Origin of the sequence: Inquilinus sp. KBS0705, assembly GCA_005938025.2 — a bacterium.
Classification (GTDB): Bacteria; Bacteroidota; Bacteroidia; order Sphingobacteriales; family Sphingobacteriaceae; genus Mucilaginibacter.
Genome location: VCCI02000003.1, coordinates 165547 through 179858 on the forward strand (window position 1 = coordinate 165547; position 14312 = coordinate 179858).

Annotated in this window: 9 protein-coding genes, 1 tRNA gene and 1 pseudogene; 6 read left to right on the plus strand and 5 right to left on the minus strand. The window is 41.9% G+C overall.

Annotated features, from left to right (window positions below; translation table 11 throughout):
• Positions 1–39: 39 nt before the first annotated feature.
• Positions 40–330 carry a helix-turn-helix domain-containing protein gene (locus FFF34_014990; GenBank protein ID TSD63872.1) on the minus strand — a complete coding sequence of 97 codons (291 nt, stop codon included), beginning with the start codon at positions 328–330 and terminating at the stop codon, positions 40–42.
• 597 nt (positions 331–927) lie between these two features.
• Between FFF34_014990 and FFF34_014995 the strand changes: the two genes are divergently transcribed.
• The 3 genes from FFF34_014995 to FFF34_015005 are packed head-to-tail and all read left to right on the plus strand — an operon-like array spanning position 928 to position 8527.
• The gene (locus tag FFF34_014995) at positions 928–4266 is read left to right on the plus strand and encodes a hypothetical protein (GenBank protein TSD63873.1); all 3339 of its coding nucleotides are present in this window, start codon (positions 928–930) and stop codon (positions 4264–4266) included.
• Between the two features lie 33 nt (positions 4267–4299).
• Positions 4300–7977 carry a hypothetical protein gene (locus tag FFF34_015000; GenBank protein ID TSD63874.1) on the plus strand — a complete coding sequence of 1226 codons (3678 nt, stop codon included), beginning with the start codon at positions 4300–4302 and terminating at the stop codon, positions 7975–7977.
• Position 7978: 1 nt separating this feature from the next.
• Positions 7979–8527 carry a hypothetical protein gene (locus FFF34_015005; GenBank protein TSD63875.1) on the plus strand — a complete coding sequence of 183 codons (549 nt, stop codon included), beginning with the start codon at positions 7979–7981 and terminating at the stop codon, positions 8525–8527.
• Between the two features lie 26 nt (positions 8528–8553).
• Here the strand turns inward: FFF34_015005 and FFF34_015010 are convergent, their stop codons facing one another.
• The 4 genes from FFF34_015010 to FFF34_015025 form a co-directional block, all read right to left on the minus strand.
• Positions 8554–8949, minus strand: coding sequence for a hypothetical protein (locus tag FFF34_015010; GenBank protein TSD63876.1), 396 nt, complete (start codon positions 8947–8949; stop codon positions 8554–8556).
• Between the two features lie 314 nt (positions 8950–9263).
• Entirely contained in the window at positions 9264–10493 is a 1230-nt protein-coding gene (locus FFF34_015015) for a site-specific integrase (GenBank protein ID TSD63877.1), read from the minus strand.
• A 298-nt stretch (positions 10494–10791) separates the two neighbouring features.
• Positions 10792–10869, minus strand: a tRNA-Val gene (locus tag FFF34_015020).
• Positions 10870–10967: 98 nt separating this feature from the next.
• A complete protein-coding gene (locus FFF34_015025; GenBank protein ID TSD63878.1) occupies positions 10968–11279 on the minus strand; it encodes a hypothetical protein in 312 nt (103 codons plus the stop codon).
• 440 nt (positions 11280–11719) lie between these two features.
• Between FFF34_015025 and FFF34_015030 the strand changes: the two genes are divergently transcribed.
• The 3 genes and pseudogenes from FFF34_015030 (at position 11720) to FFF34_015040 (ending at position 13687) form a co-directional block, all read left to right on the plus strand.
• On the plus strand, positions 11720–12409 hold the full coding sequence (locus FFF34_015030) for a ferritin-like domain-containing protein (GenBank protein TSD63879.1): 690 nt from the start codon (positions 11720–11722) through the stop codon (positions 12407–12409).
• 12 nt (positions 12410–12421) lie between these two features.
• A complete protein-coding gene (locus FFF34_015035; protein TSD63880.1) occupies positions 12422–13261 on the plus strand; it encodes a ferritin-like domain-containing protein in 840 nt (279 codons plus the stop codon).
• 93 nt (positions 13262–13354) lie between these two features.
• Positions 13355–13687, plus strand: a pseudogene (locus FFF34_015040) (hypothetical protein).
• Positions 13688–14312 lie beyond the last annotated feature (625 nt).

The window sequence follows — 14312 nt, forward strand, 5'->3', positions numbered from 1 at the left end:
AGCGAAAACATGGCTTGCTCCTGAAGGCTGAACACATATCTATTTACTGAAACTGATCCGTTTGCTTTTAACTTCCCCCTTCAAGACTTTCATAATATCCTCGTAATTGTAATACAGGATGCCGCCGATCTTGGTGAACGGAATAGTGCCGTTATCCCTGAGCGTTTGCAGGGTATTGTTGGAAATCCTGAGCAGGTTCTTGACCTGGTAACTCTTTAAAAACTTCCTTGGTTCTTCAGTTGAACCACCGCTTATCAGCGCCTTCATTTGACCGAGCAGTCGTTCTCCGAACTCCTGCAAGTCTTCCTTCGTGATGATTTCTGCTGCCATAATTATTGATTTTCTAATGCTAAAATTCAAACCTAATTCGTTATCAGTTGTCCCACAAGTACAACTTAATGTTGTACCCTTCACGCAAAGTTGTACCCTTGAGTTGAATAAAATTCGCAACCTGTACATAACTTAGGTGTTTTTTTGTCCATATAATTTTATTAAATCAAGAGTCGTTTAAGCACAAATGTGCCGACTTGATCTAAATAAAATTCACACCTCATGTACGAGGTAGGTGTTTTTATACAAAAATGAGTTAAGGAAATTGGAAATTACTCCGAGCTAATCCGAGTCGGACCGATAGTAGCGACTTATTTTACAATGTTAAGATAATCATGAAATCGTTTCCTTGATTTTATAATTGCCGGTATTGACATATATCTACTTTAGCATTTACTCCATATAGTTGAAAATTCATAAAATAATTAGTGACAAACTTGCGTCGAGACTTCTGATAAATTTTGCCCGAGAATTACGTTGTTCTTGTCATATAGCGTATACAATCCTTTCTAAGTAAATCCTGAATATTTATTTAATAATATTTACAGCACAAATAATATTTAAATATTAAATTGCTTCAACCTTTCCTTACCACATATGAAACCGAAATTACCTTTTTTTGCTGGTATAGTGTTTATCCTTCTGTTCACCAAGCAAAGCTTCGCACAAGGCGGTCTGGTGTCAGTAAATAATTTTACAGGCACGGCGATCGTCAACATTCCACTGTATAATTTAAACAGGGGAACACTTAGCTTCCCGGTCAATGCGGTATACAGCGGAAGCGGCGTAAAAGTAAAAGATGTGGAAGGCTCTCTGGGCATGGGCTGGCAACTTGTGGCAGGCGGTGCAGTTACCCGAATACTACGGGGCTTCCCAGATGACCGAAAACCGTTTACCGGATCTACTGAGACAGACAAAATAGGGTGGCTATATAATACGAGAGGTGCCAGTATTAACTCATTTACCATTACGAACGACAGTCAGTATAATTCCGGTACGTCCTGCACTAAAGAAGCAGCCGATCTGAGTTATATTAACACCAATATGGGCGGGTTAGGCGATAACGAGCCTGATATTTTTAATGTTAATGCCCCCGGTCTTAATTGCCAGCTGGTAATAGATAAAGACCATAATTTTAAAACGACCACCTACCAGGATATAAAGATTGCCTATACGACAAATACTACAGCATCATCTCAATTATATGGAAGTATTACCGGCTTTACCATTACTAACGATAAGGGGATCACTTATGAATTTAAACAGGGACAGACACAGACGCGAATAGCGACAAGTTCGTCGCCGGCAACTATATTATTTTCCAAATCGGATTATAATTACTATAAAACATCCACACAGTTTTATAATTCCTGGTTACTGACTAAGATGACTGACAGGAAAAACAATGAGATCAACATTAGCTATACAACAGTTCCTACCGATGTCGTATCTGTAACACCGGTGGCCTATTACATTGGCAATACCAAAACAACCCAATACACTATAAAAGATACTTATAAGCAGCAAATGCTGGCGTCAGTCACTGACCAGACGGAGGACGCTTTGTATACTAGAGCCACTTTCACTTTTACTACAAATACTTCTACGGGTTATTCCCAGATCACCTCTATTACCAACAGTAACGGTGTCAATGTTAATTTCAATTACGAATTACGTTATTTCCTAGAAAGCGACGGAACAACCAAATACTACCGCAATTTTTTAGAAAGCATTAACAATGATAATTCATCTATCAGCCCATTAAACCTGCATTTTAAATACTCTGGGAGTACAGGAACCGGGACCGATCTAAAAACCACATTGCCCGATTCCACATCAAAGAATATAGACTATTGGGGCTATTGCATGGTGACCTCAACAGCGCCTACATCCTTAGTACCAACAACCTATATCAACCCCACTTCGACTTACGAAAGGTATAAATTTACAAACCCCGGTTCATTGATATACTATCCGTATTCCATAGCAGGTGTAGACCGGAGTACAAATGAAACTTCGGTTGATTATGGTTCGTTAACAAAAATATATTATGATGGCGACGGATCTTTAACGACAACCGGGTATACACAGCTGGAATATGAATCAAACGACTATATAGATTCCATAGCTAATACTTTGGTTAAAGGAGGCGGCATACGCATAAAAAATATCACCGATTATGACGGGGTAAACAGTGCTAATAATATAGTACGCAACTATACTTATACTTCAGGAGGTGTTTCATCCGGAAAGCCGATCTCACTGCCCGTATTTGCTTTTACTTCTCCAACTACCTATAACCCCAGCGCACCAACTACCTGGGCAAACGAGACCATACGCTCGGAACTCGACCTTTCCGGTGAAGACCATAGCATTATTTACAGCAAGGTTAGGGTAACGATGACGGGCGCAGGATATAGCGAATATGAATATACAACCCCGGGCAACGCCTGGAACAGAACAGCAGTGCCAGACTGGACACCTTTGAAAACGTATATGGGCAGGGCGACCTGTACCGCCTATTATGACCCGGCAACGCTTGCCTACGCCTATCCCTTTGCGCCTGAGATAGATTATAGCTTTGAAAGAGGTTTGTTAACAAGGGTTAGCCATTATGATGTTTCGGGTCAGTTGAAGGGTAAAACCGAGTATACCTATCAGCGTGTTGGAACACCCGGAAAAATTTATGGACTGGAAGCCGAAGTAAATGGCAGCTATGTTACTTCTTATACCAAATACCCCGTTTTTATTGGTGCAGGTAATCAGGTAACGCAAGAAGTTGCCACCGTATATAATTCCGCCAGCCCATATAATGCGCTATCCACCACAACAAACTACACTTACGGAAGTGCTAAACACGAATACCCCACCAAAATAAAAACAACCAACAGCGATGGATCAATACTATTTACCAATTACCGTTATCTGAAAGATTATGTATGCCCTGCCGATATGTCGGCAGCCGATGCCAGTACTAAAGCTATAAAAACGCTGCAAGATGGCAATGTGAACATGCCTGTGGAAGAGTATAAAGTAAAATACCGAAGCCCGGATTCGGCCTTTGTTTCGGCCAGTATTACCGAGTTTGATGTTTTTGCCAATACGTACTCTCCTGACCTTACTTTACCAGAACGAATCTCTGTGATGAACAATACCGACGGCTACAGCAGCTTTTCGCCTTCGTATGTGTCGGGTACGGGCACATTTACAAAAGACAGCCATTATTATATTAAAAGCCGGATGTACGGATATAACATTTGGGGGCAATTGTTAACCACTTATGATAATAGCAGACGCACGGCCTCAAACTTGTATGAGGTGAAAAGTGAAATGCCCATAGCCAGCATAGCCAACGCGAGATATGACGAGGTTGCTTATGCCAATTATGAGGGTGCCAATCCTTATTCATTTAGCTATACAACAGGTAACCGAACTACGCTTAGCCGTACTGGGACGTATGGGTTATCTATCACTTCAGCCTCTGTTTCCAGTATAACGCTTAAGAAGAATGCTTACGCCCAGGCAGCGATATTTTCGATATGGATAAAATCTACGGGAAGCGGGTCACTCACTGTTACCGCAACTAATTCTACCGGATTGTATTCCGTTAATAGCGTTATTAACTATGCTAATACAGGTGGCGTATATAAATATTACGAAACAACATTGCCCACAACAGCCAGTATGACGGCGCCCTTCACCGTAAAGTTTCAAAGTAGCACCTCTTTAGTGGTCGATGATATATTGTTTTATCCTGACATAGCAGAGGTTAAAACGTACTCAAACGATACGGATAAGATGATACGGCTTACGGAGACAGACACCAACGGTATGACTATCTTTTACGAATATGACGGATATAACCGCCTGGTTTTGCTGAAGGATATGGACGGCAATATCCGGTACAGGAAAAAATATGTAAAAGCAGCACTATAAACCTATCCAATAACCTAATCAAACGAAAGATATATGAACGTTAAGTTCTCTTTAGTAACACTGATCGCAGGTATGTTGATGAGTGTTTATACAAATGCACAAACCAGGGCATACGTCCAGGAAGATATATTGCTTAAACCCTATACAGATCCTTCGGTAATAGACACGCTTCCTGTCAGCGGTAAAAGCACCACCATTATGTATATGGATGGCTTAGGCCGGGCATTGCAAAGAGTAGCGGTAAAGGCAAGCCCCTCGCAAAATGACATGATACAGCCTTATGCCTACGATAACCTGGGCAGGCAAACTACCGGTTACCTGCCTTACACCTATAACGGCGGAGGTAACTATCAATCCACCGCTATCAGTACGCAACAGCCTGCTTTTTATGCCAACGGCAGCGGTGATAAAGTGGCAGATGATGCTAAGCCTTATAATCAGCAACTGTTTGAGAACAGCCCGCTACAACGGGTGTTATCCATTGGCAATGTAGGCACTGGCTTCCAACCTATCAGCGGCGACCATTATAAAACCGTCAGCTACCGGACGAACAGTTCAAGCGACGCGGATATTATCCTTTGGAAACCTGACGGCACCCGCACAACCATATATGCCGACTATTCCCTTTCAGTTATGGAAGGCACAGATGAAGGAGGTGCCAAGACCTTGACCTATACAGATAAATTGGGGCAACTGGTATTAAAGAGGCAACTGGTTACCGCCAGCCCCGTAGCTTACCTTGATACCTATTATATTTATAACGAGGGTGGGCAACTGATCTATATTGTGCCCCCACAAGCCACCGCCTTAATTATCGCCAACAACTATGGCAACTTTGGTAATACTGCTGTTAGCAATTTAATATTCCAATTCGGCTATGATTACCGCGGCAGGCTTACCACCAAAAAAGTGCCGGGTGCCGATGCAATGAATGTTATTTACGACCCGCTGGAACGGCCTGTATTGATGCAGAATGCTAAACTAAAGGCAACCAATCAATGGAATTACATCAAGTACGACAGCAAGGGGCGTGCTATTGCGCAGGGCTTGTATACCAATACCACCTACACTACACAGGCAACTATGCAGGCCTATGTTGACGGGCTGGATTATTCCACCTATTGGTTTGAGACCAGAACATCCAGCTCTGGCGCTGGTTACTACAGCAATAACGTATTCCCCAATATCAACATATACGGACTGGCCTATAGCTATTACGATAACTACGACCTTAACCAGGACGGCACCGATGATTACAGCTACATTACGCAAAGCATATCAGGTGAAGGGACGGCGGTAACATTTAACCGTGGCATGCCTACCATCAACAGGAAGCGCACCGTGGGCCAGGGTTTGGCCGATATGTGGCTGATCAGTATTGTTTTTTATGACAAGTATGGCCACGCCATACAACAGCAAAGTAATAACCACTTATACAGTACCGTAAGCGATATTAAAACGATCTCGTATAAGTTTAGCGGTGTGCCCATACAAAGCAAAACCACTAAAGTGGTAGGCACATTTACATCCAATACCACAACCGTACTCATCACATTCAGCTACGACCACCGCGATAGGGTTACCCTGTTGCAGCAAAAGTATAATGGACAGTCGACCTTTAAACTTGCCGGATATACTTATAACGAATTAGGGCAATTGATAGATAAGCAACTGCACACGCCATTTGGGGGCAGTACATGGCTGCAATCGATAGATTATAGGTACACCATTCGGGGGCAGCTCAGTTCAATCAATAACAGCAAGCTAATTGCCGATGCTAATAATGACGACACGAATGATGTGTTCGGTATTAACTTACTGTATAACGAAACGGATAGCAACCTGGGTAATACCGCCGAATATACCGGCATGTTATCAGGCTCTAAATGGATGACGGTAGACGGATCGGGAACGAAGGGCTACGAGCGCAGCTATAAATATAGCTACGACCAAATGAACCGCTACACGGCGGCCAATTATGCCGAACGCAGCACAACAGGTACAGGAGCTTTTAACATCAATGTTAATGGGTTTACCGAGTATAACCTCACTTATAATGAGAATGGCAACCTGCTTACTTTAAGGCGCGATTCATCTATGCAGGGTGGTACGTATAGCAATACCGATTACCTGGGCTACACTTACGATACCAACAACCCTAACCAGCTAAGTAAAGTAACAGATGGTACCACACCGCAGTTCGTCAACTCAGGCTTCCGTAATTTAACAGGTACCACAACAGGGACGTATACCTATGACAGTAGCGGCAATACCACAGGAGACCCTTACAAGGGATTAAGTATAACCTACAACTATCTGAATAAAACGGATAAGATAACATCTACACAGGATGCCGGCAAATACGTTTATTACGCCTACGACGGCGGGGGTACGCTTTTACGCAAGCAGATTTATAGTGCTGGCACTATACAAAGCACAACTGATTATATAGATGGATTTGTATATTCAGGTGCCGGAAACAATACCGCGCATACTATGGGCTACTTTGCCACTCCGGAGGGACGGGTACGCAACAATGCCGGGACATTTATTAATGAGTATGTAATTACCGACCAGCAAGGCAACGCAAGGGTGACGTTTGATAATGGCGGCACAGGTGCCACCGCAAGGGTAATACAGGAAAACAGTTATTACCCCAGTGGACTTATCATGCCAAACAGTACGGTTAGCACACCAACGGTTCCCAACAAAAAGCTCTACAACGACGAAAGCGAATGGCAAAACGACCTGGGCAACAGCCTGCCCGATTATTATCAAACTTTTTATAGGAATTATGATGCTACAATTGGTAGATTTATAGCCGTTGACCCAATGGCGGAGCAGACAGGCGAGCTGTCGCCCTACCAGTATGGCAACAATAACCCAGTGATGTTGAATGACCCAATGGGAGATTATGTTGTCATCCCAAATGCAGTCAGCACTAACGGGGTTAACTTTTTAACAGTAGCTACTACCAATCTTACACAGTTCCGGAATATGTTTAAGCGGGATAGCGAAGCCGAGTTAGGGTCATTAACAATTGATATGCAAAATGAAATTATTGACTATAATGGTCATGGTGGTCCATACATTCTACTTAGTATGAATGAACTTGAAGATGCAGTATATGCTAAGGCCAAGTATGGATCGGATGCTCTAAGGTTTGGTCCGGGATATATTAAAATAGAATATCAAACGGGCTCAAATGTAGGTATGGACCCTACAATTACTTGGCATTCTCAAACCATTAAGGTTGGGCAGGGAGCCAGTGAGGGGGGACAGTATAAAACTATTGATAATTCTTGGGATGCTTTTACACATTATTACAGCGGCAATGGTCAGCCTGTTAGGCTTGGTCCAAATACAGTAGCAGCGTTACTGAATAGCAAGCAGTTTAAAGCTAGTTATAGGAACATTAAGTCAGGCCATGTGAACACAACAAACGGACGTTTCAACGTCAATCTGACAGACGCTATATTTCATGTCGGGCGAACAAACGTTACTTGGTCAATAAGCAACGAAGGCCACAAGTATACAGTTGTTTTCAATTTATTCGTTGATGATGGATTTTGGGATCCTGACTTTATTGATGAGCGATATCTTAAAGGGCCTAAATTTGTTCCTGATGGAAAAGGTCCAAATCTGGAAAGAGGAGGAACTCCATACGATTATATTCCATCAACAGTAATTTTTAAATTTGAAAGGCCTTAATATGAAAAAGTTAATCTTAATTATTATTTCTGCAGTTCTAAGCCTTTTAGTGTGTTTTTTTTATTTAGATTATCAATTATATTATTATGGGCGAAATGACCTCAAATCTTACCATTCCCTTCCGTTTAATATTACTCCTATTTTCTTAAATGACTTTGAAGGCGGATTCTATTTGGCAGACGAGGATGGATTGAGTATAATTAGTAAAGGTGAAAATAATTGGATATCTGGCGAGCATCTGACGATAAACAAATTGATCGGATATGGATTTTCTAAAGACCAAATGGTTGTTAAAGTAAAAGATTCAAGAAATGATTTTAAATATGTAGAAATTAGAAAAGGGTCAGGTTCAAATCAGGCTCTGAGCTTTAGAATCATTAATACTCCACCTTTGATATCTGGAAAATTTAAATTCATTGAGCTGGATGCCAACTACATTTCCAACTTCTACATCGTCAGAAATTATATTGAATTGTTTATTATATTTTTTACTGGGTTCATATTATATATTTTATTTAAAAGAAAAGCATTAAATAAAAACAACCAATGACATTATAAAGTTGGCGAGTAGGTACCTTAAGGATTTACTTCTAAGTACGCTAGACAACTTCGAAACACCATTGCAGCCTTTTTTCCATCGTGCTCAATTCCTGTTATTTTACCATTCCTTTCGTAATGAAATAACTGCCGCTCAGCCAGCCGGGCAATGAAGACCTGTTGTGACCTGGCATCAGCAAAACATTGCTGTACCGCCGTGAATATATGCTCTCGCTGTTCCCTATTCCATTGTGCATAACTAATAGATGTACCCTTGCCATGCGTGGGAAAGCTTTTGCTTATTTCGGGATAGTGCTGTTTATGATAGTGCTGAAATGACTGCTTCAGTTCAAACAATTGCGCCTTAGAAAGCCCAAAAGATTTGCCAGTGCGAAAGTGCAAAGCAGATACGGCGAAGTGGCAATCGCAACCCATTTTATTGCGGTTTGCTATCGCATAAAATGCTCGAGGGAAAAGTCCTCTCGGTGGCTTACAGCGGATTATTTGACGAAACCGAAGTTGCAATATTTCATATTTCCAGAGGGTATCTTTTACAACAAGGTTACGGATAAGTGTCGAACCGCTAGAATTAATTCCCTGTTTGCGTATTTTCGTTGTTTTCAGGAAGTTATTACAAATAAAAAAAGAGATGCTGCGGATATTACTCTCGACTGCATCTCTTTTGCTCCTTTGGTAGCCGAAAGGGGATCGAACTCATTACAACTTGCAAATATTTTAACTATTTAGTGCTAACCCAATTTATTTCGAAGCATGGCCATATCATCGCTTACTTTCTTCTCCAGCACTCGGGCGTAGATTTGTGTTGTTGCAATTTTTGTATGTCCTAACATCTTGCTAACGGTTTCAATAGGAACCCCATTAGAAAGCGTTATGGTGGTCGCAAATGTATGACGAGCAATATGGAAGGTTAAATTCTTTTTAATGCCGCAGACGTCAGCTATTTCCTTTAGGTAGCTATTTACTTTTTGATTGCTGATGATGGGGAATACAGTGCCCTTCACTTTTGCCCTGACATTGTTTTTGTAATTTTTCAAAATCTCCTGTGCCTGTCCGAGCAATGGCGTATTTACAGGAATAGATGTTTTCTGTCGAAAAGTTTTGATCCATAGTTCAGCATCGATGCCTTTTACAATATGTTCCGGTTTTAAGTTCATCACATCCACGTAGGATAAGCCTGTATAACAACAAAACACAAACATATCTCTCACCATTGCGAGGCGCTCTATGTCAAAAGTTTTCTTCTCAATGGAGTCTAACTCCCATTCATTGAGAAAATCCTTTTCAACCTTTTTCTTTTTCATTTTAAAACCTTTAAAAGGATCCTTATCCAGCCAGCTGAGGCTTATTGCAAGATTTACCATTTTTTTAAGCCGGACAAGGTGCTTCAGCACTCCGTTGGTATCCATTGGTTTCTGATGATCGGCTGGTTTGTGATTGTATAAGAAAATTTCGAAGTCAGCAATGAATTTGTAATTGAGGAGAGAAAGAGCAATATCCTCCTTCTTGAATTTTAACTTGTAGAATTTGATAAGGTAACGCTGTGTTACATAATAATGCCTCATCGTACCAATACTTAATAAGGCCATTGCCTGTTCGTTGTGAAAAGCTACCAATTTGGAAAACATGATAGGGCTATCCTCTTGGACGTTCCCGAGAAAAGCATCTTTTAAAGATTCGCATGTAATACGGTTCCCATTTAATTCCAAATCCCGGTAATGACTTTTGATGGTCATCCGGACTTCGTCCAGGTATTCATTGATCGCGCGTCCTTGTTTGGTGTCTTTCCGGCCATATCCCTTGACCCGATCCCAATGTTCCGCATCAGCCTGGAAGTTTTTGAGTGACATATAGCTTTTCTGCCCGTCGACCACAATACCTAAAAAGACCGGCGCAAAGCCGTCTCTCATCCTTTCCGTCCTGATTTTGAAATGGACGTTGAATCTGTTTGTTGCTTTCATAATTAATCTGTTTTAATAGATTTTTAAATGGTTTGATATTTTGGTACTCCCAACCTTTGGAAATACCATGGCAAACAGGCTCAAAACAGGTCATTTTTAATTAAATTTTTCAGGATTAAAAAGCTGAAAAACAATTAATTACGACGTTTTTGAGTACCACAAATGTAGCAATCACATTTTGGTACTCACTTTGGTACCGGAAACATTAAGAAAGTATGCGTCAAATTGAGTGATCTGAAAACAAAAAACCCCGTAAATCATATAATTTACAGGGTTTTGGGAATTAAAGTATCCCTTTTTGTGGGAGTTACTGGGTTCGAACCAGTGACCCTCTGCTTGTAAGGCAGATGCTCTGAACCAGCTGAGCTAAACTCCCTTTGTTTTGGGACTGCAAATATAGAATTTGCAACCGTTACCTCAAAAAATAATTTAATTTATTTATAAGTAGTTAATATGCAGTTTGTTGCAATGCGTTCACATGGCAATATTGTGGCCGGGGCGGGGGTCTTCGGGTAAAATTTCCATCTCGGGGCAGTCAATATAATCGGCATACCACTGTATGGCACCAACAACATCAAGGGCGTCATCGGCGGTAATGTTAATAGTTTCGAAGGCATACAGCTTATTATGGGCATAGCCATATAGCTGAATTTCAGACTCATTGGCGCTAAAACGCTCTTCACTAAGGCAAAACACGCGTATTTTTAAGCTGGTGTCTCTCGAGTGTATCACGTCCCGGCAGGGGTCATGTGGGTCTGTAGCCAATAAATAAACATTGTAGTCCATACTATTGTAACATTGGTGATATAATTAGCATCCAATAACTATATCATAACTAAATACCACCTATTGTGTTTTTGTTATTTTATATAATTATGTACAACGGGAATTTTTTACCCGTTTGCTGTGTACATATTTCTACAACGTAAATAGTTTTAAACAAGCAATATGCCTTTTTAAAGCTATTAGGACCTGTTTTATATAAAGGCACTGCATTTGTAATATAATTAATGCCCTTCCCAAAGGGAGTTTTTCATAGGTAGATGTAGGGCCGAAATACTGCGAGAGTCTTTCGGCCTTTTTTGTGCCTTATGGTTTACTCTTATTAGCTATACCCACTCCTATTTGCTATAAACTACAGTTTTTTAAATCCGTGTTAAAAAGCCGTACGTAAGTGCTTAAACAAAACATTGTAATAAAACACTTTACGCAAATTTTTCTCAACTATGAAAACAGAAATTAATCAAATTACAGGCGGGGCAAATATGGCCAGAAGGTCCTTTTTGCGCTATGCCGGTGCCAGTGCCGCTACCGTGGCTGTACTGGGCGCAGCATCTTGCAAAAAAGATAAAGTAGTTATAGTAGACGGTACTGTAGACCTTGGTAAAGGCGATATAGGTATATTAAACTATGCATATGCGCTTGAGCAGTTAGAAGCCGCCTTTTACCTTGCAGTGGTTGCTAACCCATACAGCGGTATCACTGCTATGGAAACCACCTATTTAACAGACATTCGTGACCACGAGGTATTGCACCGCGACTTTTTTAAGGCAGCTTTAGGCAGCAATGCCATACCTAAATTAGAGTTTGATTTAAGCAGTGTAGACTTAAGCAACCGTACACAGGTATTAGCGACCGCTAAATTATTGGAAGATACAGGCGTTAAGGCCTACGACGGTGCAGGTTACTTAATCGAAAGTGCAGATTATCTTACCATTGCCGGTAAAATTGTATCGGTTGAGGCAAGGCACGCAGCATTAATTGCTAACCTGATAACCCCCGGAAGCTTTGTTGCAAGCGACAATGTGGATGCTAACGGCTTAAATGCTTCTTTATCAATTGCAGAAGTACTTACAGCGGCATCGCCGTTCTTCAAGACAAAGATATCTGCACGTAGTTTTAATTACATACCATAATCACACATCGCCATGAATTTATTTAATATATTAGACGAAATAGAAAAAGTTGATCCGGAAGTATACGAGCGTTTAGACGAGCGTCGTTCGGTAATCAAAAATATAGCAAGCTTTGGTTCAAAAGTGGCCGTTGCAGCTATGCCATTTGCTTTAGGTACAATGTTTAAAAAAGCATATGGCCAAAGCACTTCATCAATTGTTAGCGTGTTGAATTTCGCTTTAACATTGGAGTATCTTGAAGCTGAATACTATAATCAGGGTACAGCAAAAGGTGTTATACCAAGCGCACAGCAATCGTACATTGCACACATCACTGCCGATGAGAACAAACACGTTACGTTTCTTAAAACTGTTATCTCATCATTAGGTTCTACACCGGTTTCTAAACCAAACATAGATCTTTCGGGTGGTAATGGCAGCGGAAATGGTCCGTTTAAAACAGCCCTTACAGATTTCCCTACATTTTTAGCAGTAGCGCAAGCATTTGAAGATACAGGTGTACGTGCCTACAAAGGCCAGGCGCCAAACCTATTGGGTAATAAAGTAGTTTTAACTGCTGCACTATCTATCCATGCTGTTGAGGCACGCCATGCTTCGGCTATCCGTAAACTACGCCACGATTTAGGCCATAGTACTACTACCAGGCCTTACATTGTAAGCTCGGCATCATTAGGTAACGATACCGGTATAGCAGCTGTAAACGGCAACTATGCAGGCGAAGAAAACGTTACGCAGGGTGGTGTTAATTTATCATCATTGGCTGCAACAAGCGTGGTTACCGCCGCGTTTGACGAGCCATTAGCAAAACAAGCGGTATTAGATCTTTTAGTAGGTTCATTCCTGGTTGGATAATTAGTACACCCATAATTAATAAAAAAAAGCGGCACCCAAAAGGTGCCGCTTTTTTTATTTAAGGCGTCTTAAAAGATGTTATTGCCTTGGGCGATGCTGCGGCTGTTGCTGCTGACGGGCTTGCTCTTGCTGTTGTTGACGAGCCTGCTGTTGCTGCTGACGTTGTTGTTCAGCCTGTTGCTGACGAGCCTCTTGCTGCTGCTGGCGGGCTTGCTCTTGTTGTTGTTGACGAGCTTGCTGCTGACGTTGTTGTTCAGCCTGTTGCTGACGAGCCTCTTGCTGCTGCTGGCGGGCTTGCTCTTGTTGCTGTTGACGAGCCTGCTGTTGTTGTACAGCCTGCTGCTGACGGGCTTGCTCTTGTTGTTGCTGACGGCCTTGATCTTGCTGACGAGCCTGTTGCTGACGCCCCTGTTGTTCCTGGCGTTGCACAGCATTTTGATCTGTTTGCCTGCTTTGCTCTATAGCCTGCTGGTGTTGTTGCCGGCGCTGATCAACAGTTTGCTGGTTTTGTTGTGTTCGCTCGTCGCGGGCTTGCTGCCTTTGCAGGTCGCGGGTTTGTTGCTGTTGCTTGTTAGCATCGTTTATAATAGCCGGCCTGTTGTTGCGATCGGCAGGTGTTGGCCTGTTATTATTATTATTGGGCCTTGTTGCCGCCCTGCTATCATCAACAGGTTTAGCCTGGGTATTACGGTTGTCGTTATTTACGCGCACCACCCTGTTGTCGGGGTTGCTTTTACGTGCTTCCTCGGCCAGTTTGTTGGCATTGGCGCGGTTGTACGATGCGCCCTTGCTACGGTCAATTATGCCTATGCGCTCGTTAGGGTTTTGCCTTTTGTATGCAGCGCCATCAATCACCCTTGATGGGCGTGCATCATCTGTACGCCTAACAGCTGGCCTATAAATATTAACCGTGTTATTGTTGTTCACCCTGGTTTCTGACGGGCGGTTTACATTATTTATATTATAAACACGTACCGGGCGTCGGGTGTAACGTTGTATATCATCGCGGCGCGGGCCTGCATAATAAGTGCGGTTATTATACACATAAGTG

Coding starts and splice junctions, on each gene's coding strand:
- FFF34_014990 (TSD63872.1), bottom strand. CDS start 330: ATGGCAGCAGAAATCATCACGAAGGAAGACTTGCAGGAGTTCGGAGAA.
- FFF34_014995 (TSD63873.1), top strand. CDS start 928: ATGAAACCGAAATTACCTTTTTTTGCTGGTATAGTGTTTATCCTTCTG.
- FFF34_015000 (TSD63874.1), top strand. CDS start 4,300: ATGAACGTTAAGTTCTCTTTAGTAACACTGATCGCAGGTATGTTGATG.
- FFF34_015005 (TSD63875.1), top strand. CDS start 7,979: ATGAAAAAGTTAATCTTAATTATTATTTCTGCAGTTCTAAGCCTTTTA.
- FFF34_015010 (TSD63876.1), bottom strand. CDS start 8,949: ATGGGTTGCGATTGCCACTTCGCCGTATCTGCTTTGCACTTTCGCACT.
- FFF34_015015 (TSD63877.1), bottom strand. CDS start 10,493: ATGAAAGCAACAAACAGATTCAACGTCCATTTCAAAATCAGGACGGAA.
- FFF34_015025 (TSD63878.1), bottom strand. CDS start 11,279: ATGGACTACAATGTTTATTTATTGGCTACAGACCCACATGACCCCTGC.
- FFF34_015030 (TSD63879.1), top strand. CDS start 11,720: ATGAAAACAGAAATTAATCAAATTACAGGCGGGGCAAATATGGCCAGA.
- FFF34_015035 (TSD63880.1), top strand. CDS start 12,422: ATGAATTTATTTAATATATTAGACGAAATAGAAAAAGTTGATCCGGAA.